Origin of the sequence: Streptomyces dengpaensis (assembly GCF_002946835.1) — a bacterium.
Classification (GTDB): domain Bacteria; phylum Actinomycetota; class Actinomycetes; order Streptomycetales; family Streptomycetaceae; genus Streptomyces; species Streptomyces dengpaensis.
Genome location: NZ_CP026652.1, coordinates 2156715 through 2178070, shown reverse-complemented (window position 1 = coordinate 2178070; position 21356 = coordinate 2156715). Strand labels below are relative to the sequence as shown.

The window sequence follows — 21356 nt, the reverse complement described above, 5'->3', positions numbered from 1 at the left end:
TTCGGGTGCATTCTGATATCTCGTACCCGGCGTGGGCGCGGGTCAGGAAGAATGATCGACGATGACACCCCGGATCGAGGGCCCCGAGCAGCCCGACTACAGCTCCTTTGCCCACCTGACCGTCCCCAACGCCGCCCTCTACCGGCAGGTGATGCGCACGTTCCTGGCCGCCAAGGAGCGGTTCGCGGTCCACCTGCGGCCGGAGGACGTGCACACCGCGATGGAGCCGGGGGAGCGCCCCGCCGACGTGGAGACGGTGACGAAGGCGCTGGACAGCCTGGTCGACTGGGGCAATCTGCGGGCCGACCCGGACACCGCACGGGTGATCGCGGTCGAGGACTTCTACCGCAAGCGGTTCATCTACCAGCTCACGCGGGCCGGCGAGGCCGCCGAGGCGGCTCTGGGGGCGTACGACGAGACACTCGGGCGGCGCGGCGCCCTCCAGGCCGTAGCTCTGCACGACATCGTCACCCAGCTGCGAGCCCTCCTCGTGGTGGCCGCCGACGACCGGCCCGACCCTGCCAAGACACATCTGGCGCTGGACGCGCTGGCGAGCCGGTTCACCGCCCTCGCCGACAACGCCCGTGCCTTCATGGGGTCCCTGCAGCGCACTATCGACCTCCATGAGGTGGAGGAGGAGGTCTTCCTCGCCTACAAGGACCGGCTCATCCAGTACCTGGAGCGCTTCATCCAGGACCTGATCACCCTCGGCGGGCGCATCGCCCAGCTCATCCTGAGCCTGGAGACGGACGGCCGCATCGATGTGCTGCTGCGGGCCGCTGCCGCACGTGAGGCCGCCGACGCCGCGCCCGAGCAGGCCGGGCATGCCGAGCAGGAGGCTTACCTGCGGTGGGCCGGACGGTGGGACGGGCTCGCGGCGTGGTTCATCAGCCGGGACGGGCGCGAGTCGCAGGCCCGGCTGCTGCGCGGCCGGGCCCTCGGGGCGATCCCCCAGATGCTCGCCGTCGTACGGTCGCTGGGGGAGCGGCGGGCCGGGCGTTCCGACCGGTCCGCCGACTTCCGCACACTCGCCCGCTGGTTCGCCGAAGCCCCCGACGACGACTCCCGGCACCGGCTGTGGCGTACTGCGTTCGGGCTCTACCCCGGACGGCACCTCACCATCGACGCCGACACCCTTGCCGCACGCGCCGCCCGCCCGGTTCCCGCCGCCACACCCTGGGCCTCGGCCGACCCGCTGCGGATCAGCCCCCAGCTGCGCCGCACAGGCAGCTACGAGCGGCGCGGCAAGCCCCGCAAGGTCGAGGACCGGCAGGATCGGCGCCGCCACCTCGGCGAGGTGGCGGCCAAACAGGCCGCCGAGACCGCCGCGGCCCGCGCCCGGCTCGTCACCGACGGCATCACCCGGCTCTCCGAACTCGGCGAGCTCGACCCGGCGTCCTTCCAGTTCTTCCTCCAACTGCTCGGCGATGCCCTCGCCACCTGGCGGCCTGGTATGCGGCACACGGTGGCCACCAGTAACGACGGTTCCATGGAGATCCGGATGAGCGCACTCGCCGACGGTGGCGAGGCTGAGGTCCGGACGCCCTCCGGCACCTTCCGGGGACCGGATCATCTCATCGAGATCGTCGATCTGACGGACGGAGGCGGCCACCGATGACCACCCCCCTCGCCGAGGTGCTCGACGAACAGCACGCCGCCGACCTCCGCAAAGCCGCCCGCACGCTGCTGAAAGCGCCTCTCCTGCTCGCCCGCGGCCGGCACGCCGACGAGTTCCGTCTCGTCCGCCGCCATGCGTCCGAGCTTCGCGAGTGGTTCGACCGCAACACCGGCTGGTCCCTCCAGGTGGACGCCGAGACGGCCAGGCTGCGGAAGATCCCGGGCGTCTTCACGGACGCAACCCACCCTGCACGGGAGGCGACCCGTGCTGCCAACCCCTTCACTCGCCGCCGCTACGTGCTGCTCTGCCTCGCGCTCGCCGCCCTCGAACGCGGCGAGGCCCAGATCGCTCTCGGCCGCCTCGCCGACCAGGTCGTGCTGGACGCCGCGGACCCGCAACTCGCCCGTGCCGGAATCGAGTTCACCCTGGACCGCCGTGACGAACGCCTCGACCTCGCCGCCGTCGTACGGCTTCTGCTCGGCCTCGGTGTGCTGCGCCGGGTCGCCGGCGACGAGGAGGCGTACATCAGCGGAGCCGGAGACGTCCTGTACGACGTCGAACGGCGGGTGCTGGCCGGGCTGCTCGCCACCCGCCGGGGCCCCTCCACGGTGCACGCCGAGGCTCTGGACGACCGGTTGCACGAGCTCGTCTCCGAGACCGCCCTGGACAGCGATGAACTGCGCTTCCGCGCGATGCGCCACTCGCTCACCCGCAGGTTGCTGGACGACCCGGTGCTCTACTACGACGAACTGACCGACGCCGAGCTCGGCTACCTCACCCGGCAGCGGGGCTTCCTCACCGCCCGCATCACCGAACTGACCGGCCTGGTCCCCGAGATCCGGGCCGAGGGCATCGCCATGGTCGACCCCGACGACGACCTCACCGACGTCCGGATGCCGGAGCAGGGCACGCACGGCCACATCACTCTGCTGCTCGCCGAGTACTTGGCCGGGGCGGCCGACGCGGTCACCACCGACCAGCTGGCCCGCCGGGTACGCGAACTTGCCGCCGAGCACGGTGGATTCTGGGCCAAGTCCGCGCGGGACCCCGGCATGGAGGCCGAACTCGTCGAACAGGCCGTCACCCGGCTCACCGCCCTCGGGCTGGTCTCCCGCACCGCCCACGGGATCGTGCCGCGCCCCGCACTCGCCCGATACGCGGTCGGCGATCCCGTCGTACTCGAACCCGGCACCGCACGCATGCCGGCGCAGCGAAAGGCCGGCCCATCGTGACCACCGCTCTGCCCGCGCCACTCCGTTCCCGCTGGCAGCCCCTGCGTATCGGACTCGTCGATCTCTTCCACTACGACGTGGAGGAGTTCCACTTCCGGGACGGACGACTGTTGCTGCGCGGCAACAACGGCACCGGCAAGTCCAAGGTGCTCGCTCTCACCCTGCCCTTTCTGCTGGACGGGGACCTCAGCCCGCGTCGGGTCGAACCGGACGGCGACCCCGGCAAGCGGATGGAGTGGAATCTGCTCCTCGGCGGTGAGCACCCGCATTCCGAGCGACTCGGCTACACCTGGATCGAGTTCGGCAGACTCGACGGGTCCAGCGGCGAGCAGCACTTCCGCACGCTGCTCTGCGGACTGAAGGCCGTCAGCGGACGCGGCATCGCCCGCCACTGGTACGCGCTCACCTGTCAGCGTGTCGACCATGGCCCCGGCGCCCGCGCCGAGGAGTCCCTGAGCCTGCTCGACGCCACCGGCACGGCCCTCTCCCGGGACCGCCTCGCCGAGGCGATCGCCGGGCACGGCATGGTGTACGACCAGGCCAGGCCGTACCGCAAGGCCGTGGACGAAACGCTCTTCGGGCTCGGTGAGCAGCGCTACGGCGCTCTGGTCGACCTGCTTGTCCAGCTGCGCCAGCCCCAGCTGTCCAAACGCCCCAACGAGGCGGCTCTCTCCCGGGCCCTCACCGAGGCCCTGCCCCCCATGGACCAAGCCGTCATCGCCGATGTCGCCGAGGCCTTCCGCTCGCTGGACGAGGAGAAGGAGGAGCTGGCGGCCGCCTCTGCCGCCGATCGGGCCGCCTCCGGCTTCCTGGAGCACTACCGGCGCTATGCCCGTATCGTCACCCGTCGGCGCGCCCGCCTTCCGCGTGGCGAGCACGCCCGCTACGAGCACCTCCAGCGGGACCTCGCCGAGGCGCAGGCCCAGCAGGCCAGGGCCGAGGAGGAACGGACCGCGGCAGAGCGCCGGATCGCCGCCCTGGAGGAGACGCAGGCCCGGCTGCGGGCTCAGGACACCGCCCTGCGTGAAGGCCCCGAAATGCGCAGCGCCCGGGAACTCGAACAGGCTGCCACGGCGGTGGAGCACACGGCCGCCGCCTTGCACCGGGCCCGGGACGACCGGGAACAGGCCGCACGACTCCACGCGCGGGCCCTGGAGCGGCTCGGCGCGGCCGAAAACCGGCTGCGCGCCGCCCGGCAGCTGGCCGCGGACACCTTCGGTAAGGCAAGCGAGGCGGCCGCCGCCGCCCGGATCGAGCTGCCCGAAGGCGACCGGCTGTCCGACACGGAACTGCGGCGCGCCACCGAACAGTCGGTGGAACGAGGGCACCGTGTCCTGGTCCACGTGGAGGGTCTCGCCGAGGCGGCCGTGCGCGCGGCCGAAGAACGCCGCCGGCAAGCCGTTCGGCTGGACGAAGCGGACACCGATCTCGGCGAGGCCACCACGGCACACCTTCAGGCCGAGGCCGAGGCAGCCGCTGCCGGCCGGGCCCTGCTCGACGACGTACGGGAACGTGCCCGCGCCTGGACCGAGCTGGCCTACCCCGATCCGGTCGGTCTGCTGGACGAACTCCAGGACTGGGTCCTGCACCTCGATGGGCCCTACCCGGCGCGTGCCCACGCCACCCGGGCCCACAGCACCGCCTCTGCGCAACTGGCCGAGCAGGCCGCCGAAGCCGACCGTCGGCGGGCGGAGCTGACGGAGCACACCGACCAGGTGCGCCAGGAACTGGCCATGCTCGAAGCAGGCGGGCGCCGAGCACCCCAGCCTCCGCCCACCCGGACCCCGGGCCTGCGCGAGCGGCTGCCGGGCGCACCCCTGTGGCGGCTGGTGGACTTCCGCGACGGACTCCCGGAGCGGGAACGCGCCGGGCTGGAGGCGGCACTCGAAGCGTCCGGGATGCTGGACGCCTGGGTCCTCCCCGACGGCTCGGTCTTGGCCGCCGACGGCCACGACGTCCTGATCTCGCCGGCCACCGGCCCGGTGGACGGCGCATCGCTCGCCGGCCTGCTGCGGCCGGCCGTGGACCACGGGGACGCCCAGGCCGCTGCGGTGGGCGAGGAGACAGTGGCGCGGCTGCTCGCGGCCATCGGCGGTGCAGCGGACGGCGAAGCCGGGACCTGGGCCGCGTCGGACGGACGTTTCCGGATCGGCACACTGGACGGCCGGTGGACCAAGCCTGCCGCCGAGTACATCGGCGAGGGTGCGCGGGATGCCGCACGGCGAGCTCGTATCGCTGCCCTGCGCACCGAACTCGCCGCGCTCCAGGGCGAGATGGACGCCGTCACGGCCGCACTCGACGCGGTGGCCGCCCGTCGGCGTACCCTCGACGGCGAGTTGGCAGCGGTACCCGACGAGCGCACCCTCACCCAGGCACATGCCCAGGTGGCCGCCACCGCCGAGACGGTACGCCGGGCCCGTACGCGGCGCGAGGAAAGGGCCGCCGACCTCACCGAAGCGGCCGAACAGGCCGAGCGGGCAGCCGCCGAACTCGCCGGGACTGCCGCTGATCTGGGGCTGCCCGCCGACCCGGTGGGGCTGTCCGCCGTGCGTGACGCCCTCGGTTCTCTCGCAGCCGTCCTGGCCGCCCTGTGGCCTGCCCTGCGGGAGCGGGGCGAGGTGGCCCGCCAGGCGGAGGAGGAGGCCACCGAGGCCGGACAAGCAGGGGACCGGGCCGCCGAACTGGCGCTGCGTGCGAAGGAGGCCGGGCGCGAGGCGGCCGCCGCGGACGAGCGCCATACCACCCTGCGCTCGACGGTGGGCGCCGCCGTCGCCGAACTTCAGCGGCGGCTGGCCGAGACCGCCGAGGCGCTGCGCACCTGCGAAGCCGATCAGCAGCTCACACGGAAGCGCCACGCCGAGGCCGACCGGGCGGCAGGCAAGGCCGAAGGTCGCATCGAACAGCTGGAAAAGGGCCTGACGGAGGCCGCCGAGGCACGCACGGAGGCCATCGCGTCGCTTCAGCGGTTCACGGCCACCGGCCTGATCGCGGTCGCCCTGCCCGAACTTCCCGTGCCTGCCGCGGACGGTGACCCCTGGGCCGCCACCCCCGCCGTCGCGCTGGCCCGCGCCCTCGAAGCGGGTCTGTCGGCGACCGACGACTCGGACGCCGCCTGGGAACGTGTGCAGCGCCGCCTCAGCGAGGAACTCAAGACCCTCCAGGACACCCTGTCCCGGCACGGACACAGCGCCTCCGCCCGGATGGTGGAGGACGGCGTGGTCGTCGACATCGTCTACCAGGGCCGTGAACGCGCCGTGCCCGAACTCGCCGAGGCGCTGGCCGCCGAGGTCGGCGAACTCACCCGCATCCTCACCGCACGAGAGCGGGAGATCCTCGAAACCCACCTGATCACCGAGGTCGCGGGCACGCTCCAGGAATTGATGGGGGCAGCCGAACGGCAGGTACGGGACATGAACGTCGAGCTGGAGGAGCGTCCCACCTCCACCGGCATGAAGCTGCGGCTCGTGTGGCGGGCCTCCCGCAAGGCCCCCGCCGGCCTCGGCCAGGCCCGTGACCGCCTCCGCCAGTCGGCCGACGCCTGGACCTCTGAGGACCGCGCGGCCGTCGGCGAATTCCTGCAGGCCCAGATCGCCCGGCAGCACACCGACGACGCGTCCGGCAGCTGGCTCGAGCACCTCACGGCCGCACTCGACTACCGCACCTGGCACGAGTTCGGGGTCGAGCGGCACCAGCACGGACGCTGGGTCCCGGCCACCGGCCCTGCCTCGGGTGGCGAGCGGGTCCTCGCTGTGTCCGTGCCGCTGTTCGCCGCCGCCTCCTCGCACTACGCGAGCGCCGGCAGCCCGTACGCGCCCCGTCTGGTCACCCTCGACGAGGCGTTCGCCGGAGTGGACGACGACTCACGCGCCAAGTGCCTCAGCCTGCTGCACGCCTTCGACCTCGACGTGGTGATGACCAGTGAGCGGGAATGGGCCTGCTATCCGCAGGTGCCGGGCATCGCCATCGCGCAGCTGTCGCGGATCGACGAGGTCGCGGCGGTGCTCGTCACCCGCTGGGAATGGGACGGCACCCGGCGGCTGCGCCGCGAGGACCCGGTGCGGCAGGAGAGCACGATGATCCCGGCACCGCGCGCGGATTCGGCGGAGGCCGGACCGGAGCAGCTGTGGACCTGACACCCGCCACACCCGACACCGCCGGGGTCGACGAGCAGCGGCTACGCCGCCTGTTGGGCGATCCCGGCCTCGCCTGGCTGGTCGACCGGGCACGCCGACGCCTGGAACGAGGGCAGCCGCTCACCGGCCCGGTCTCCCTCGGCACACCGACCCCTGACCAACGGGCGGCGGCGGAGCGGCTGCTGGGTCGGGCTCCGGGCAGTGGACGGTCCCTGACCGTGCGGCTCGACGCGGTGGACGCCCTCCTGCGCCGCTCGGGCGTCGGCCCCGACGGTCTGGCCGACGCCGTGGCCGCGCTCACCGGTCCGGTCGTGCCGCTCGGCCCGGCCCGCGAGGCCGAGGAACGGGCCTGGCAGGAGGCATACACCTCGCTCAACGCCCTCGTGGACCAGGCCCCGGCCCTTGCCGCATGGGCCGACCGGCTCCGGGACGACGGCCTGGTACGTCGCCTCTCCCGCACCCCCGCCGCGGCCCGCGACCTCCTCGGCCAGGTCGCGACCGCCCTGCGCGCCCTGCCCGCGGAGCCGTCGGTGTCGCTTCCCGCCTTCGCAGCCCGCCACCTCGGCAGCGCGCACGCCCTGGACGACGGAACCGCACTCGCCACCCTCACCCTCTCCGGCATCCGGGCCCTGAGCGGTCACCCGGACGGCACCGGCGCCCAGTGGCGGCGGGACGCCTGGGCATCGGCGGGCCTGCTCCGCGACGAACTCTCGTCGACCGTGCTCACACTGAACCTGCGCGGCACTCCCGCCCTGGACTGGACGGCTGACGCGGGTGAGCCGACCGTGCTCACCCTGCGCCAGCTCGTGCGCCGTCCGCCCGCTTCGACCGGCGCGACCGTTCGGATCTGCGAGAACCCGGCCGTGCTCGCAGCGGCGGCCGATACCCACGGCCCTCACTCCGCACCGCTCGTGTGCCTCCAGGGCCAGCCGTCCGCCGCCGCCCTCACCCTCCTGCGCCACCTGCATCAGCACGGGACGACACTCCAGTACCACGGGGACTTCGACTGGGGCGGGTTGCGCATCGCCGCAGCCCTGATGCGCCACGTCTCCTGGCGGCCCTGGCGCTTCACCGCCGCCGATTACCGTGACGCGGTGCGCGCAGGCGCTGGCGGCACACCCCTCACCGGTCGGCCGACGGAGGCGCCTTGGGACTCGGAACTGCCCCGGGCTCTCGCAGAACTGGGCGTCCGCGTAGAGGAGGAGACGGTCCTTGACATCCTGCTGTCTGACCTGTCGTGAGAGCGGTGTGTGTCGGGGGGACGGCGGAGGGCATGACCGAACCGGCCGGTGCCCCACCGCGACGAGGGCAGCAGGGCAGCTTGCAGAGCACCGCCATGGGCCGACATGCGTGCCCAGCAGGTCGAGCCCTACGAAGGCCGGCGTGGGCTCGACCCGCTCGCAGCTCGTGACGCTCTTTTGACGCTGTGAGCCCTGGTTGATTGCGGTGATCAGAGCGCGTCTCACGTTGTCCGCGAGGGGCTCCCTCAGGTGCCTACGTAGGCCGCGAGGTGCTCGCCGGTGAGGGTGGAGCGGGCGGCGACGAGGTCGGCGGGGGTTCCCTCGAAGACGATCCGGCCGCCGTCGTGACCGGCGCCGGGGCCGAGGTCGATGATCCAGTCGGCGTGCGCCATGACCGCCTGGTGGTGCTCGATGACGATGACCGACTTGCCGGAGTCGACGAGCCGGTCGAGCAGGCCGAGCAGCTGCTCGACGTCGGCGAGGTGGAGGCCGGTGGTCGGCTCGTCGAGGACGTAGACGCCGCCCTTCTCCGACATGTGGGTGGCCAGCTTGAGCCGCTGCCGCTCGCCGCCGGACAGCGTGGTGAGCGGCTGGCCGAGAGTGAGGTAGCCGAGACCCACGTCGGCGAGCCGTTCGAGGATCTTGTGCGCGGCGGGCGTACGCGCCTCGCCGGCGCCGAAGAACTCCTCGGCCTCGGTCACCGACATCGCGAGCACCTCGCTGATGTCGCGGCCGCCGAGGTGGTACTCGAGGACCGTTGACTGGAACCGCTTCCCCTCGCAGTCCTCGCAGGGGCTGGAGACGCCGGCCATCATCGCCAGGTCGGTGTAGATGACGCCGGCGCCGTTGCAAGTGGGGCAGGCGCCCTCGGAGTTGGCGCTGAACAGCGCCGGCTTGACGCCGTTGGCCTTCGCGAACGCCTTGCGGATCGGGTCGAGCAGTCCGGTGTACGTCGCCGGGTTGCTGCGCCGCGAGCCCTTGATCGGGCTCTGGTCGACCGACACCACACCCTCGCCTTTCGGGATCGACCCGTGGATGAGCGAGCTCTTGCCGGAGCCGGCGACGCCGGTGACGACGGTCAGCACCCCGAGCGGGATATCGGCGTCGATGTTTTGCAGGTTGTTCGCCGTCGCGCCGCGGATCTCCAGCGTGCCGGTGGGCTTGCGCACCGTCTCCTTCACGGCCGCCCGGTCGTCGAGATGGCGGCCGGTGATGGTGCCGCCGGCCCGCAGCCCCTCGAGCGTGCCCTCGAAGCAGACGGTGCCGCCCGCCGTACCGGCGCCGGGGCCGAGGTCGACGACGTGGTCGGCGATCGCGATCGTCTCCGGCTTGTGCTCCACGACCAGCACCGTGTTGCCCTTGTCGCGCAGCCGCAGCAGCAGGTTGTTCATCCGCTGGATGTCATGGGGGTGCAGGCCGATCGTCGGCTCGTCGAAGACGTACGTGACATCGGTGAGCGAGGAGCCGAGGTGGCGGATCATCTTAACGCGCTGCGCCTCACCGCCCGACAGCGTGCCCGCCGGCCGCTCCAGCGAGAGGTAGCCGAGGCCGATCTCCTCGAACGAGTCGAGGGCGTGCTGCAGCTTGGCGAGCAGCGGCGCCACCGACGGCTCGTCGAGCTCCCGTACCCACTCGGCCAGGTCGCGGATCTCCATCGCGCAGGCGTCGGCGATGTTGATCCCCTTGATCTTGGAGGACCGGGCCCCCTCGGCGAGCCGGGTGCCGTCGCACTCGGGACAGGCGGTGAAGGTGACCGCCCGGTCCACGAACGCCCGGATGTGCGGCTGCATCGCCTCCCGGTCCTTGGAGAGGAACGACTTCTGGATCTTGGGGATCAGCCCCTCGTAGGTGAGGTTGACGCCGTTGACCTTCACCTTGGTGGGCTCCCGGTAGAGGAAGTCCTGCATCTCCTTCTCGGTGTACTTGCGGATCGGCTTGTTCGGGTCGAGGAAGCCCGACTCGGCGTAGATCCCCACGGTCCACACGTTGTCCGACTTCCAGCCGGGGATGGTGAACGCGCCCTCGGCGATGGACTTGGAGTCGTCGTAGAGCTGGGTGAGGTCGATGTCGGAGACCGTGCCGCGGCCCTCGCAGTTCGGGCACATGCCGCCGGTGCGGGTGAAGGTGACCTTCTCCGCCTTCTTGTTGCCGCGGTCGACGGTGATCGAACCCCCCGCCCGGACCGAGGGGACGTTGAAGGCGAACGCGCCGGGCCCGCCGATGTACGGCCGGCCCAGCCGGCTGAAGAGGATGCGCAGCATCGCGTTGGCGTCTGTGGCGGTGCCGACCGTGGAGCGGGGGTCGGCACCCAGCCGCTGCTGGTCGACGATGATCGCGGTCGTCAGCCCGTCGAGTACGTCGACATCGGGCCGCGCCAGCGTCGGCATGAAGCCCTGCACGAACGCGCTGTACGTCTCGTTGATCATCCGCTGCGACTCCGCGGCGATCGTGTCGAACACCAGCGAGCTCTTGCCCGAACCGGACACGCCGGTGAACACCGTCAGCCGGCGCTTCGGGATCTCGATGCTGACGTCCTTGAGGTTGTTCTCGCGTGCGCCGTGCACGCGGATCCAGTCGTGGCTGTCGGCAGCGTGTGGCGCAGACGACTGCGTGTCCGTCTTCGTGGCCATGCTCTTCGTATCTCCATCTGTTGGGCGGGTCCGCCTTCGCGGTCTCCGTCGGCGTCGCCTGGCTCGATCCGAGCAGCTGCGAGCAGTACGTCTGCCGGGACGCCCGTCCGCCTGACGCGGCCGCGCGTCGCGCTCGGGCGCGAGAACCCCAGCAATTCACGCCGCTTCGGCCTCTGGCGCCCCCGGGCCCCGGCCACGCGGCGCGCCCGGCCGAGGCGTCAGACTAACCTGCGGCGGGCGCGCATCAGCTCGCGTTCGGGTAACTCGTTACCTCGCGCCAGGCCTGGCCGCGTCGGTGTCGCGACGAGGCTGAGCGCGGAAGCCGGGGCGGCAGTCCTCGGTCATCAAGCAGCTCGGGGACGTTGCCCTCGGGGCCGGTGGCGGTCACCAGGCGGCCGCCACCGGCGTCGTGCGCGGGGCTCCTGCACGGTGCCGTCCGCTCGGGTCGCGCGGGGCACCTGCACAGTGCTGTCCGCGCGGGTCGGCGCTGCGTTCGCCGTACGGCTCAGCGCTTCTCCTGGATGCGGATCAGGTTGCCCGCGGGATCGCGGAAGGCGCAGTCGCGCACGCCGTACGGCTGGTCGGTCGGCTCCTGGACGACCTCGGCGCTGCCGGCCTGCACCTGCTCGAAGGTGCTGTCGACGTCCTTGGTGGCCAGGAGGATCCAGCCGTAGGTGCCCTTGGCCATCATCTCGGCGATGGTGCGGCGCTCGTCGTCGGTGATGCCGGGGTCGGCGGCCGGCGGAGCCAGGACGATGTTGGTGCCGGGCTGGTCGACGGGGCCGACCGTGATCCAGCGCATCTTGCCGGTTCCCACGTCGTTGCGGACCTCGAAGCCGAGGGTGTCGCGATAGAAGGCCAGGGAGGCGTCCGGGTCGTCGTGCGGGAGGAAGCTTGCGTGAATGGTGATGTCCATGGCTTTCACGCTAGCTGCGGCCCGGTGGCCGCGGCTTCTCGATTCCTGATCGGTCGGGTCACCTGCTTGGCCACGCAGGACGGCATCCCCGCCGTCGCGCGCGCCGCCTCGCGCCGATAGACGCTGGGCGGCATGCCGACCAGCTCGGTGAAGCGCGTGCTGAAGGTGCCCAGCGACGAGCAGCCGACCGTGAAGCAGACCTCGGTGACGCTGAGGTCGCCACGGCGCAGCAGCGCCATCGCGCGCTCGATGCGCCGCGTCATGAGATAGGCGTACGGCGACTCGCCGTACGCCCGCCGGAACTCCCGGCTGAGGTGCCCGGCCGACATGTGCGCGCCGCGGGCGAGCGCCTCGACGTCCAGCGGCTGCGCGTACTCCCGGTCGATCCGGTCGCGGACGCGGCGCAGCCGCGCGAGGTCGCGCAGGTGCTGGTCCGGGGCGGGGCTGTTGGTCACACGCGAAATCGTACGTCGCGCCGTTGCCCGGCGCTGAGCGATTGAGGGCTGGTGAGGAGTGTCCGGCGCGGCTCGATTGAGGGCTGGTGGAGTGCCCGGCGCGGCTCGATTGTGGGCTGGTGAGGAGTGCCCGGCGCTGGGCGATTGTGGGCTGGTGAGGAGCGACGGCTCCTCACCAGCGCCGCTCACAGGTACTTCTTCAGTTCCCGCCGTGCCAGCGACCGCTGGTGGACCTCGTCCGGTCCGTCGGCGAGCATCAGGGTGCGCGCGCCGGCGTACAGCTCCGCCAGCGGGAAGTCCTGGCTGACTCCGCCCGCCCCGTGCAGCTGGATCGCCCGGTCGAGGATGCCGACCACCGCGCGGGGCGTGGCGATCTTGATGGCCTGGATCTCGGTGTGGGCGCCCCGGTTGCCGACGGTGTCCATCAGCCAGGCCGTCTTCAACACCAGCAGGCGCAGCTGCTCGACGGTGACCCGCGCGTCGGCGATCCAGTTCTGGACCACGCCCTGCTGGGCCAGCGGCTTGCCGAACGCCGTACGGGACACCGCGCGCCGGCACATCAGCTCGATCGCCCGCTCGGCCATGCCGATCAGCCGCATGCAGTGGTGGATGCGGCCCGGACCGAGGCGGGCCTGGGCGATGGCGAAGCCGCCGCCCTCCTCGCCGATCAGATTCGAGGCGGGCACCCGTGCGTGATCGAAGATCACCTCGGCGTGGCCGCCGTGCCAGTGGTCCTCGTAGCCGAACACCTGCATCGCGCGCTTGACGGTGACGCCCGGCGTGTCGCGCGGGACCAGGATCATCGACTGCTGGCGGCGGATGTCGGACCCCTCCGGGTCCGTCTTGCCCATCACGATGAAGATCTTGCAGTCGGGGTTCATCGCCCCGGAGATGTACCACTTGCGGCCGGTGATGACGTACTGGTCGCCGTCCCGCTCGATGTGCGTGGTGATGTTCGTGGCGTCCGAGGAGGCCACCTCCGGCTCGGTCATCGCGAACGCCGAGCGGATCTCACCGGCCAGCAGCGGCTCCAGCCACTGCTTCTTCTGCCGCTCGTCGCCGAACTGCGCGAGCACCTCCATGTTGCCGGTGTCCGGCGCGGCGCAGTTCAGCGCGGTGGGCGCCAGCTGCGGGGAGCGGCCGGTGATCTCGGCGAGCGGGGCGTACTGGAGGTTGGTGAGCGTGGCCCCGTACTCGCTGTCGGGCAGGAAGAGGTTCCACAGGCCCTGCCTGCGCGCCTCCGCCTTCAGCTCCTCGACCATGGCCGGGGTGTCCCACGGCGAGGCCAGCGCGGCCCGCTGCTCCTCGGCGACCGCCTCGGCCGGGTAGACGTACTCGTCCATGAAGGCGAGCAGCTTGGCGCGCAGTTCCTCGGTGCGCGCGTCGAACGCGAAGTCCATGGCAGTCAGCCTTCCTGGAGACCTGTGTGGAGCATGCTCAGACCGTGCTCGATGAAGACCGGGACCAGGTCGCCGATGCGGTCGAAACCGCGGCCGACCGTCTGGCCCAGGGTGTAGCGGTAGTGGATGCCCTCGAGGATCACGGCGAGCTTGAACCAGGCGAACGCCGTGTACCAGGAGACCGCGGAGACGTCGCGCCCCGAGCGGGCGGCGTACCGTTCGATCAGCTCGGCCGGTGTCGGGTGGCCGGGGGCCTCGGCGGTGGTGGAGACCGGCGAGTGGGGCATGCCGAGCGGCGTGCTGTACATCACCAGCAGTCCCAGGTCGGTCAGCGGATCGCCGAGCGTGGACATCTCCCAGTCGAGGATCGCCTTGATCTGGTCGTGGTCGCCGATCAGGACGTTGTCGAGCCGGTAGTCGCCGTGGACGACGGTGGGCGCGGGGGAGTGCGGAAGCGCGCGTCCCAAGGCCGCGTGCAACTCGTCGATACCCGTGAGCTCACGATTCCTGGACGCGTCCAACTGCTTTCCCCAGCGGCGCAGTTGCCGGTCGAGGAAGCCCTCGGGCCGCCCGAAGTCCGCGAGGCCCACCTCGGCCGGGTCCACCGAGTGCAGTTCGACCAGGGTGTCCACCAGCGACAGCACCGCGCCCCGGGTGCGCTCCGGGCCGAGCGGGGCGAGCTCGTCGGCGGTGCGGTACGGCGTGCCCTCGACGAACTCCATGACGTAGAAGGACGCCCCGAGCACGTCGTCGTCCTCGCACAGCAGCACCGGCCGCGGCACCGGGACATCCGTCGGGTACAGGGCGCTGATCACGCGGTGCTCGCGCTTCATGTCGTGCGCGGTGGCCAGCACATGGCCGAGCGGGGGGCGTCGTACGACCCAGCGCGAGGTGCCGTCGGACACCGTGTAGGTGAGGTTCGACCGTCCGCCCTCGATCAGCCGGCCGGTCAGGGGACCCTGTGCGAGACCGGGCCGCTCGCGGTCGAGCAGGCCGCGCAGCCGGTCGAGGTCGAGTCCGGGCGGGTGGTCGGGGCTCATCGGTGCTCCTGAGAACGAAGGGACATCGGGCTCCCGGCAATCATGCTGACTAGTCGGTATGTCGTCCAGTGCGTGTCAGATGAAAGTGATCCGAGTCTCGACGAACTCGGCCTCACCTTCTGTCCGGCCACCGGCGATGCCGGCCAAGAAGCCGCCGCCCGAGCGCTCGCACGTCCATGCTCGCCGACGAGTCGACACCCATCCATGCCTGAAGTGTGGTCCGCCGACGAGTGGTTGTGCGCAGGCGAGTTCGCTGCGGGGTTGTTCCTTCGCCTCGTTCAGTTTCCGGTTCCGGTTGGCGTCCTGCGGAGCCCTCACCAGTGCTTCGTCAGGGCAGGGGTGTCCGGATGCTTCACGATCTCCTGAATTCATGTATCCATGTATCGTTGGGGGTGTGCTGACACTCGCCTCCGAGATCGAGGTCCTGGCCCGCTTCGGCCGGGCCCTCGCCGATCCGATTCGCTGCCGGCTGCTGCTCGCCCTGCGCGAGGCGCCGGCCCACCCGTCCGATCTGGCGGACGCGCTGGGCATCTCGCGGACGCGGCTCTCCAACCACCTGGCCTGCCTGCGGGACTGCGGCCTGGTCGTGGCCGTACCGGTGGGCCGCCGTACGCGCTACGAGCTCGCCGACCCGCGGCTCGGACACGCGCTGGACGATCTGCGCACGGCCGTGGTCGCCGTGGAGGCGGACCGTACGTGCGCGGACGCCGAGGAGAAGGGCTGCTGCTGATGGCCGGCGCATCTCCCGGACTGTCCACGGTCCGCCGTGACCTGCTCGCCCGGCGCATACGCCTCCTGGTCGGCGCGACCATCGCGTACAACGTCGTCGAGGCCGCCGTCGCCCTGACCGCCGGGGCCGCCGCCTCCTCCACGGCGCTCATCGGCTTCGGCCTCGACTCCGTCATCGAGGTGTCCTCGGCGGCGGCCGTGGCCTGGCAGTTCTCCGCCGGCGACCACGCCGTGCGCGAGGCGCGTGAACGCAGGGCGCTGCGGATCATCGCGATGTCGTTCTACGCGCTCGCCACCTACGTCACGGTGGACGCCGTACGGACCATCGCGGGCGCCGGGGACGCGGACCGCTCCTTCGTCGGCATCGGCCTGGCTGCCGTTTCGCTGTTCGTGATGCCCGTCCTGTCCGCGGCCCAGCGCCGGACCGGGCGCGAACTCGGCTCCGCCTCCGCCGTCGCGGACTCCCGGCAGACCCTGCTGTGCACCTATCTGTCGGCCGTGCTGCTGGCCGGCCTGGCGGCGAACGCCGCGTTCGGCTGGACGTGGGCCGACCCCGTCGCCGCCCTGGTCATCGCCGGAGTCGCGGTGAAGGAGGGGCGCGACGCGTGGCGGGGCGAGGGGTGCTGCGCCCCATCGGCGGACGTCCCCTCCTGCGGCGGAGGTTGTGACTGCTGCTCCTGACCGCGCGGGGCGCGTCGTGTCGCCGGACGTGGTTCCGGAGCCCGGACCGCCGTCACCCGATCGGTCGAGGTCGCGTGGCGGAGCGGTGGGCCGGAATGGAGGCTCGAAGACGCCTGTCGCCTCGGCGTTCACCGCACCGGGCGCGAACCCGCCGACACCACGCAGGGGGCGATCATGAGCCAGGATGCCTCGCAGCCGTCGGGCACTCCGCATGCCACAGGGGACCCGTCGCACACGGCCGGGGACCCGGCGCGCACCACCGGGGACCCGGCGCGCACCACCGGGGACCCTTCGCGCACCACCGGTACGGGAGCGCCGGGCTCCGGAGTTCCGTCGGGGGGCCAGAACGCCTGGGCGGCCGGAGGCGCCTTCTTCGCGGGCATCCTCATGGTGGTGAACGGCATCCTCGCCGTTCTCCAGGGCATCGCCGCCATCGCCGAGGACGCCATGTACGCAAGCGTGGACGGCTATATGTACCGGATCAACCTCACCGGCTGGGGCTGGATCCTGGTGATCCTCGGCGCCGTCGCCATCGCCACCGGCTGGGGCATCCTCAAGGACGCCGAGTGGGCACGCGTCACCGGCATCGTGATCGCGGCGCTGAGCATGATCGCCCAGTTTCTCTTCCTGCCCTACGCGCCCCTCTGGTCCTTCATCGTGATCGCCGTCGACTTCTTCGTGATCTGGGCGCTCGCCACGTACAGGCCGGTCGCCGCGCGGGCCTGACCGCCGCCCCGGCGTCCCCGCCCTCGCGTTCCCGTAGTTGTGCAAGGAGCCTGTCATGGCCGTTCCCACGTCGGACACCGCACGCCGTACGGCCGTCGCCGTCGCCGACCCGTCGAACGCCGGCCTCGCCCTCGGCGATGTGATCGGCGGTGCGGTCGCATGACGGGCCGGGACGCGGACAAGGGCGCGGACGAGGGCATGGACAAGGCCGCGGACAAGGCCGCGGACAAGGCCGCCGACGGGGACCCGCAGCGGGAACTCGCCGATCTACGGGTCCGGGTCGCGGAGTTGGAACGGCGTGGCGCCGTGGCCCGCGAGCACCACCGTCTGCGGTCGCTCTTCGCCGCCCTGCTGATCCTCCTCGCCGCCGTGCTCACGCCGCTGAGCGCCGTCGGGGTCTGGGCGAGCGACGAGATCGGGGACACCGACCGGTACGTGGCGACGGTCGCGCCCCTCGCTTCCGACCCGGACGTCCAGGCCGCCGTCGCCAACCGCGTGACCGACGCGCTCATGAAGCGTCTCGATGTGAAGGCGCTGCTCGAGTCCGTCGAGCCCGCCGACCGGCCGAGGCTGGCCAAGGCCCTTGACCTGTTGAGCGGCCCGCTCACCTCCGGACTGAGCGGTTTCGTGCACAGCACGGCGGAGAGGTTCGTCAGCAGCGACGCGTTCGCCACCCTGTGGACCCAGCTGAACCGGAGCGTTCACGCCACCGTCGACAAGGCGTTGACCGGCAGCGGCGGAGGAGCGGTGAAACTCACCGACGACGCCGTCGTCATCGATCTCGCTCCCGTCATCGACCGGGTCAAACAGGCGCTCGTCGACCGCGGACTGACGGTGGCGGCCAAGATCCCCGCGGTGCACACCAACTTCACGGTCATGACCTCGAAATCCATCGGAAAGGCGAAGAGGGGCTTCCGGCTGCTGCAAATCCTGGGGTTCTGGCTGCCGTTGGTGGCCCTGGTGCTCGCGGCGGCGGGTGTGCTCACCGCCGTACGCAGACGCCGTGCCCTCGTCGCGGCCGCCCTCGCCGTGGCGGCCGGTGCCGCGCTCCTCGGACTGGCGCTCTGGATCTTCCGCGCGCTGTACCTCGACGTCCTGCCGGCCGAGGTCTCCCAGCCCGCCGCGGCGTCCGTCTACGACGCGCTGGTGCGCAGTCTGCGGACGACCGTACGCATGGTGATCACCCTCGGCGTCGTTGTGGCGCTCGCGGCCTGGCTGACCGGCGACGGCCGGGCGGCCTCCCGGGTCAAGGCCGCCTGGACCGGTGGCATCGGCGCCGTACGCACGGCGGCAGGCCCCGGCCCCGGACCGATCGGAGGCTGGGTGCACCGGGCCAAGCCCTGGCTGAACTGGACGGTGGTCGCCGTCGCGGCCGCCACGCTGATCGCCTGGGACCGCCCCACCGGCGCCGTCACCCTCTGGATCGCGCTGGGTGCGCTGCTGGCCCTGGCCCTGGTCGAGTTCCTCGATGACCAGGAACCGCACGTCAGCGCGGTGACGCCGGCGACGTAGGGCACCCCTGAGACGCGTAAACCCTGCGCGCCGGTACGCGGATACGGTCCGTACGCGGATGGCCCGTACGCGGATGGCCCGTACGCGGATACGGACGCCCGCCCGGCGGAGGGCGAACCTGCCACCGGGCGGGCACCGCGGCCAAGTGCCGCCGCGCGGGCGCCCCGTCCCGCGCGTCACGCGTTGGACAACGACACCTCGGTGGACTTGATGAGAGCCACGACGGACGAACCGGCGGCCAGGCCGAGTTCCGCGACCGCGTCTTTCGTGATCGCGGAGGTCATCTCGGCGCCCGCGACCGCGACCTTGACCTGTGCCATGGCCCTGCCGGTGACGATTTCGGTGACCGTGCCCGGCAGTTGGTTGCGGATACTCACCCCGTTCACCGGGCCGGTGGCCAGGGACACCTCCGTCGACTTGACCAGGGCCCGCACCGTGGACCCCTGAGCCAGTCCCAGGTCCTCGACGGCCTCCTGGGTGATGGCCGCCGTGATCTCCTGGCCGCCCTCAAGACGGACCTTCACCGTCGCCATCACCTCGCCCGGAGTGACGGAGTCGACGGTGCCGGGGAGCTGGTTGCGGATGCTCAGGCTCATGCGGGGCCTCGATTGCTCTGTGCGGTGGGTCGATTTGGACTTCTATGGGCAGTTTGCCGCAGCCGTCGTCCACGCGGCCGCGTCGCGGACCGTGTCGCTGTTGGGCCGGACGGGTGACCATGCGTAAGAATTGCCCGGTGCAGATACTGAGTGCGAGCCAGCAGAAAGAGGTGCGGCGCGCAGCGCCTCGTTCAAGGGTGGCGGTGGGTTTCGGGTGGGCGGGCCAGTGAGCAGCCACGACGTCACCGACGAACAGTGGGAGGGGCTCGCCCAGGTCGTTCCGTTGCGGGGCCGGGACGCCTGGCCGTCGGCGGTCGGCCACCGGTCGATACCCAAGGCCGAGACGGAGGCCCGCCGCCGATTCGTGGTCCTGCGGGTCAACGTCTTCGCGGACGCCCGCGAGGTCGCCGAGACACTGATGGCGGGCATCCCCGTACTCCTCGACCTGACCGGCGCGGAGACCGAGGTCGCCAAGCGGGTACTGGACTTCAGCACAGGTGTGGTCTTCGGACTCGCGAGCGGTATGCACCGGGTGGACCGGAACGTCTTCCTGCTGACACCGCCGGGGACCGAGGTGCGGGGGCTGATGGAGGGGGCGAGGGTTCCCGGCGTCTGACGGGCCTCTGGGGGATCGGGGTGTGTCGGGGCCTGACGGGCCCCGGGGGTCCGGTGATCCGGTCCCTCGTTAGTAGGAAGCACACGGGGGTGGAACGGTTCGCCTGACAGACGGAGGCCTACCGTCCGCATATGACCGCGTCATCCCTGGAGGCCCACGCTCGGGCCCAGGCCCACGCCCAGGCCCAGACTCCCGCGGCGGCGGAGACGCGCCCCGACCGCCCGGGCGTCACCGAGCTGCGGCTCGCCGCCTTCGCCACGCACCGCCGCGTCCGGTTCCCGCTGGGACCACTGACCCTCGTCGCGGGCCCGAGCGGCAGCGGCAAGACCGTGGCCCTGCGGGCGTACGAGGCGCTGGCGCGGCTCGGCAGCGGCGGCGAGCTCGGAGAGGTGTTCCCGGACCCGGTCACCTGCGTACCGGAACGGGCCCGGCCCGACGCCCAGCGCAGACGCGGCTTCCGTATCGGCTGCACGGTCGACGGCCCCGAGGGCCCCGTGCGGCTCGATGTCGCCGTACAGGCCGAGCCCGAACTGCGCATCGTCGGCGAGCGGTTGACGGCGGGCGGGCAGACCCTGCTGGAGACGGCGCTGCGCGACCCGGGCCGCCCGGTCGTCCAGGCGGCCTGGCACACGGCGGGCTCGTGCGCGGTGACCCGGGGACCGCTCCCCGACGACCGCCTCGGCACCGCGCTCCTGCCGTTGCGCGTCGCGGGCCGCACCGACGGCGAGCGCCAAGTCCTCGCCGCCGCCGAGCAGATGGTGCTCGCGCTGCGGTCCGTCTACGCCTGCGATCCGGGCCCGCAGCGCATGCGCGCCCCGGCCCCGGTCGGCTCGGGACGGCTGCTGCGGGGCTGCGACAACCTCGCCGAAGTGCTCTGGCGCACCCGGTCGGAGTGCGGCCACCGCTACGCGCACCTGGTCGCGGCGGTACGGGCCGGATGCGCGGGCCCGGTCACGGACGTGCTCGCCGAGCCGCTCGGCGACGGCACGATCCGCGCGCTCCTCGACCGCGGCGACGGTGTCCGTACGCCCCTGGGGCTGCTCGGCGACGGCGAGTTGCGGTACCTCGCGCTGGCCCTGGTCCTGCTGACCGGGCCCGGCGTGCTGGAGGTCGACCCGGCGGGCGAAGTCCCCGCGGCCCTCCAGACGCTGACGGTCCTGGCCGACGGCTTCGACCGCTGCCTGGACGCCCGGCAGGCGGCGGAGCTGGTGCGGCTGGCGTCGCGGATGTGCGAACGCGGGCACATCAGACTGGTGGGCACGGCGACCGACGCCTCCTGGGCCTTCGGGGTCGCCGGCGTCACGGTGGTAAACCTTGAGCCGTGACAGAACTGGACGTAGCGAAGCTGCAGCGCAGGCTGGCCGAGTTCGCGGCCGCGCGGAACTGGCAGCCGTACCACACCCCCAAGAACCTGGTCGCCGCGCTGAGCGTGGAGGCGTCCGAACTGGTCGAGATCTTCCAGTGGTTGACGCCGGAGGAGTCGGCCCGGGTCATGGACCACGCGGACACCGCCCACCGCGTCACCGACGAGGTCGCTGACGTCCTGGCGTATCTGCTCCAACTGTGCGAGGTGCTCGGCATCGACCCGCTCGCGGCGCTCGACGCGAAGATCGACCGGAACGAGCGGAGGTTCCCGGTGCCGGAGGGGCCGTGACGGTGACCGGGGCCCGCCATCGGGCGCGGGGGTCGTCCGGTCGGCGGGAGGAGGCGATCGGCGGGGGCGCCTGATCAGCGGGCTCCCGGTCAACGGAACCCCCGACCCACGATCGACGGGCTGATGCTCGTCACTCTCCGGAGTCAGTTTGCTATCCACATTCAATTCCGTGTCCAC

17 protein-coding genes are annotated in these 21356 nt (G+C 72.0%); 11 read left to right on the top strand and 6 right to left on the bottom strand.

Features of this window, described 5'->3' with window-relative positions:
• Positions 1–61 precede the first annotated feature (61 nt).
• The 4 genes from C4B68_RS09865 to C4B68_RS09850 are packed head-to-tail and all read left to right on the top strand — an operon-like array spanning position 62 to position 8224.
• Positions 62–1618 carry a TIGR02677 family protein gene (locus C4B68_RS09865; RefSeq protein ID WP_099506146.1) on the top strand — a complete coding sequence of 519 codons (1557 nt, stop codon included), beginning with the start codon at positions 62–64 and terminating at the stop codon, positions 1616–1618.
• Positions 1615–2850 carry a TIGR02678 family protein gene (locus tag C4B68_RS09860; protein WP_099506145.1) on the top strand — a complete coding sequence of 412 codons (1236 nt, stop codon included), beginning with the start codon at positions 1615–1617 and terminating at the stop codon, positions 2848–2850. The genes C4B68_RS09865 and C4B68_RS09860 overlap by 4 nt, the downstream gene beginning before the upstream one ends.
• On the top strand, positions 2847–6983 hold the full coding sequence (locus C4B68_RS09855) for a TIGR02680 family protein (RefSeq protein ID WP_099506144.1): 4137 nt from the start codon (positions 2847–2849) through the stop codon (positions 6981–6983). The genes C4B68_RS09860 and C4B68_RS09855 overlap by 4 nt, the downstream gene beginning before the upstream one ends.
• Positions 6974–8224 carry a TIGR02679 family protein gene (locus C4B68_RS09850; protein ID WP_240634282.1) on the top strand — a complete coding sequence of 417 codons (1251 nt, stop codon included), beginning with the start codon at positions 6974–6976 and terminating at the stop codon, positions 8222–8224. The genes C4B68_RS09855 and C4B68_RS09850 overlap by 10 nt, the downstream gene beginning before the upstream one ends.
• Positions 8225–8469: 245 nt before the next feature.
• Here the strand turns inward: C4B68_RS09850 and C4B68_RS09845 are convergent, their stop codons facing one another.
• From C4B68_RS09845 to C4B68_RS09825, 5 genes are all read right to left on the bottom strand, one after another.
• Complete coding sequence (locus tag C4B68_RS09845; RefSeq protein WP_099506143.1) at positions 8470–10854, bottom strand: ATP-binding cassette domain-containing protein; 2385 nt, start codon at positions 10852–10854, stop codon at positions 8470–8472.
• A gap of 505 nt (positions 10855–11359) precedes the next feature.
• Positions 11360–11770 (bottom strand): VOC family protein, encoded by a 411-nt coding sequence (locus tag C4B68_RS09840; protein ID WP_099506161.1) that lies wholly within the window; start codon positions 11768–11770, stop codon positions 11360–11362.
• Between the two features lie 5 nt (positions 11771–11775).
• Complete coding sequence (locus C4B68_RS09835; protein WP_099506142.1) at positions 11776–12225, bottom strand: helix-turn-helix transcriptional regulator; 450 nt, start codon at positions 12223–12225, stop codon at positions 11776–11778.
• A 185-nt stretch (positions 12226–12410) separates the two neighbouring features.
• Complete coding sequence (locus C4B68_RS09830) at positions 12411–13625, bottom strand: acyl-CoA dehydrogenase family protein (RefSeq protein WP_099506141.1); 1215 nt, start codon at positions 13623–13625, stop codon at positions 12411–12413.
• A gap of 5 nt (positions 13626–13630) precedes the next feature.
• Positions 13631–14665: a phosphotransferase family protein gene (locus tag C4B68_RS09825; protein ID WP_099506140.1), complete on the bottom strand. Its 1035-nt coding sequence runs from the start codon at positions 14663–14665 to the stop codon at positions 13631–13633.
• Positions 14666–15059: 394 nt separating this feature from the next.
• On the opposite strand from C4B68_RS09825, the gene C4B68_RS09820 reads away from it, so the two are divergent.
• The 4 genes from C4B68_RS09820 to C4B68_RS09805 all read left to right on the top strand — a co-directional run bounded on the left by C4B68_RS09820 (position 15060) and on the right by C4B68_RS09805 (position 18313).
• Positions 15060–15395, top strand: a complete 336-nt coding sequence (locus C4B68_RS09820) for an ArsR/SmtB family transcription factor (protein ID WP_099506139.1) — start codon at positions 15060–15062, stop codon at positions 15393–15395.
• A complete protein-coding gene (locus C4B68_RS09815) occupies positions 15395–16075 on the top strand; it encodes a cation efflux transmembrane domain-containing protein (protein ID WP_099506138.1) in 681 nt (226 codons plus the stop codon). Before C4B68_RS09820 ends, C4B68_RS09815 begins: the two co-directional genes overlap by 1 nt.
• Before the next feature lie 174 nt (positions 16076–16249).
• The gene (locus tag C4B68_RS09810) at positions 16250–16801 is read left to right on the top strand and encodes a DUF7144 family membrane protein (RefSeq protein WP_240634280.1); all 552 of its coding nucleotides are present in this window, start codon (positions 16250–16252) and stop codon (positions 16799–16801) included.
• Positions 16802–16960: 159 nt separating this feature from the next.
• Positions 16961–18313: a hypothetical protein gene (locus C4B68_RS09805; RefSeq protein WP_240634279.1), complete on the top strand. Its 1353-nt coding sequence runs from the start codon at positions 16961–16963 to the stop codon at positions 18311–18313.
• 176 nt (positions 18314–18489) lie between these two features.
• Here the strand turns inward: C4B68_RS09805 and C4B68_RS09800 are convergent, their stop codons facing one another.
• The gene (locus tag C4B68_RS09800; RefSeq protein ID WP_099506137.1) at positions 18490–18909 is read right to left on the bottom strand and encodes a TOBE domain-containing protein; all 420 of its coding nucleotides are present in this window, start codon (positions 18907–18909) and stop codon (positions 18490–18492) included.
• 226 nt (positions 18910–19135) lie between these two features.
• On the opposite strand from C4B68_RS09800, the gene C4B68_RS09795 reads away from it, so the two are divergent.
• The 3 genes from C4B68_RS09795 to C4B68_RS09785 all read left to right on the top strand — a co-directional run bounded on the left by C4B68_RS09795 (position 19136) and on the right by C4B68_RS09785 (position 21179).
• Complete coding sequence (locus C4B68_RS09795) at positions 19136–19525, top strand: cell division protein SepF (RefSeq protein WP_099506136.1); 390 nt, start codon at positions 19136–19138, stop codon at positions 19523–19525.
• Between the two features lie 131 nt (positions 19526–19656).
• Positions 19657–20850, top strand: coding sequence for an AAA family ATPase (locus C4B68_RS09790; protein ID WP_167459061.1), 1194 nt, complete (start codon positions 19657–19659; stop codon positions 20848–20850).
• Positions 20847–21179 (top strand): nucleotide pyrophosphohydrolase, encoded by a 333-nt coding sequence (locus tag C4B68_RS09785; protein WP_099506135.1) that lies wholly within the window; start codon positions 20847–20849, stop codon positions 21177–21179. The genes C4B68_RS09790 and C4B68_RS09785 overlap by 4 nt, the downstream gene beginning before the upstream one ends.
• Positions 21180–21356: the final 177 nt, after the last annotated feature.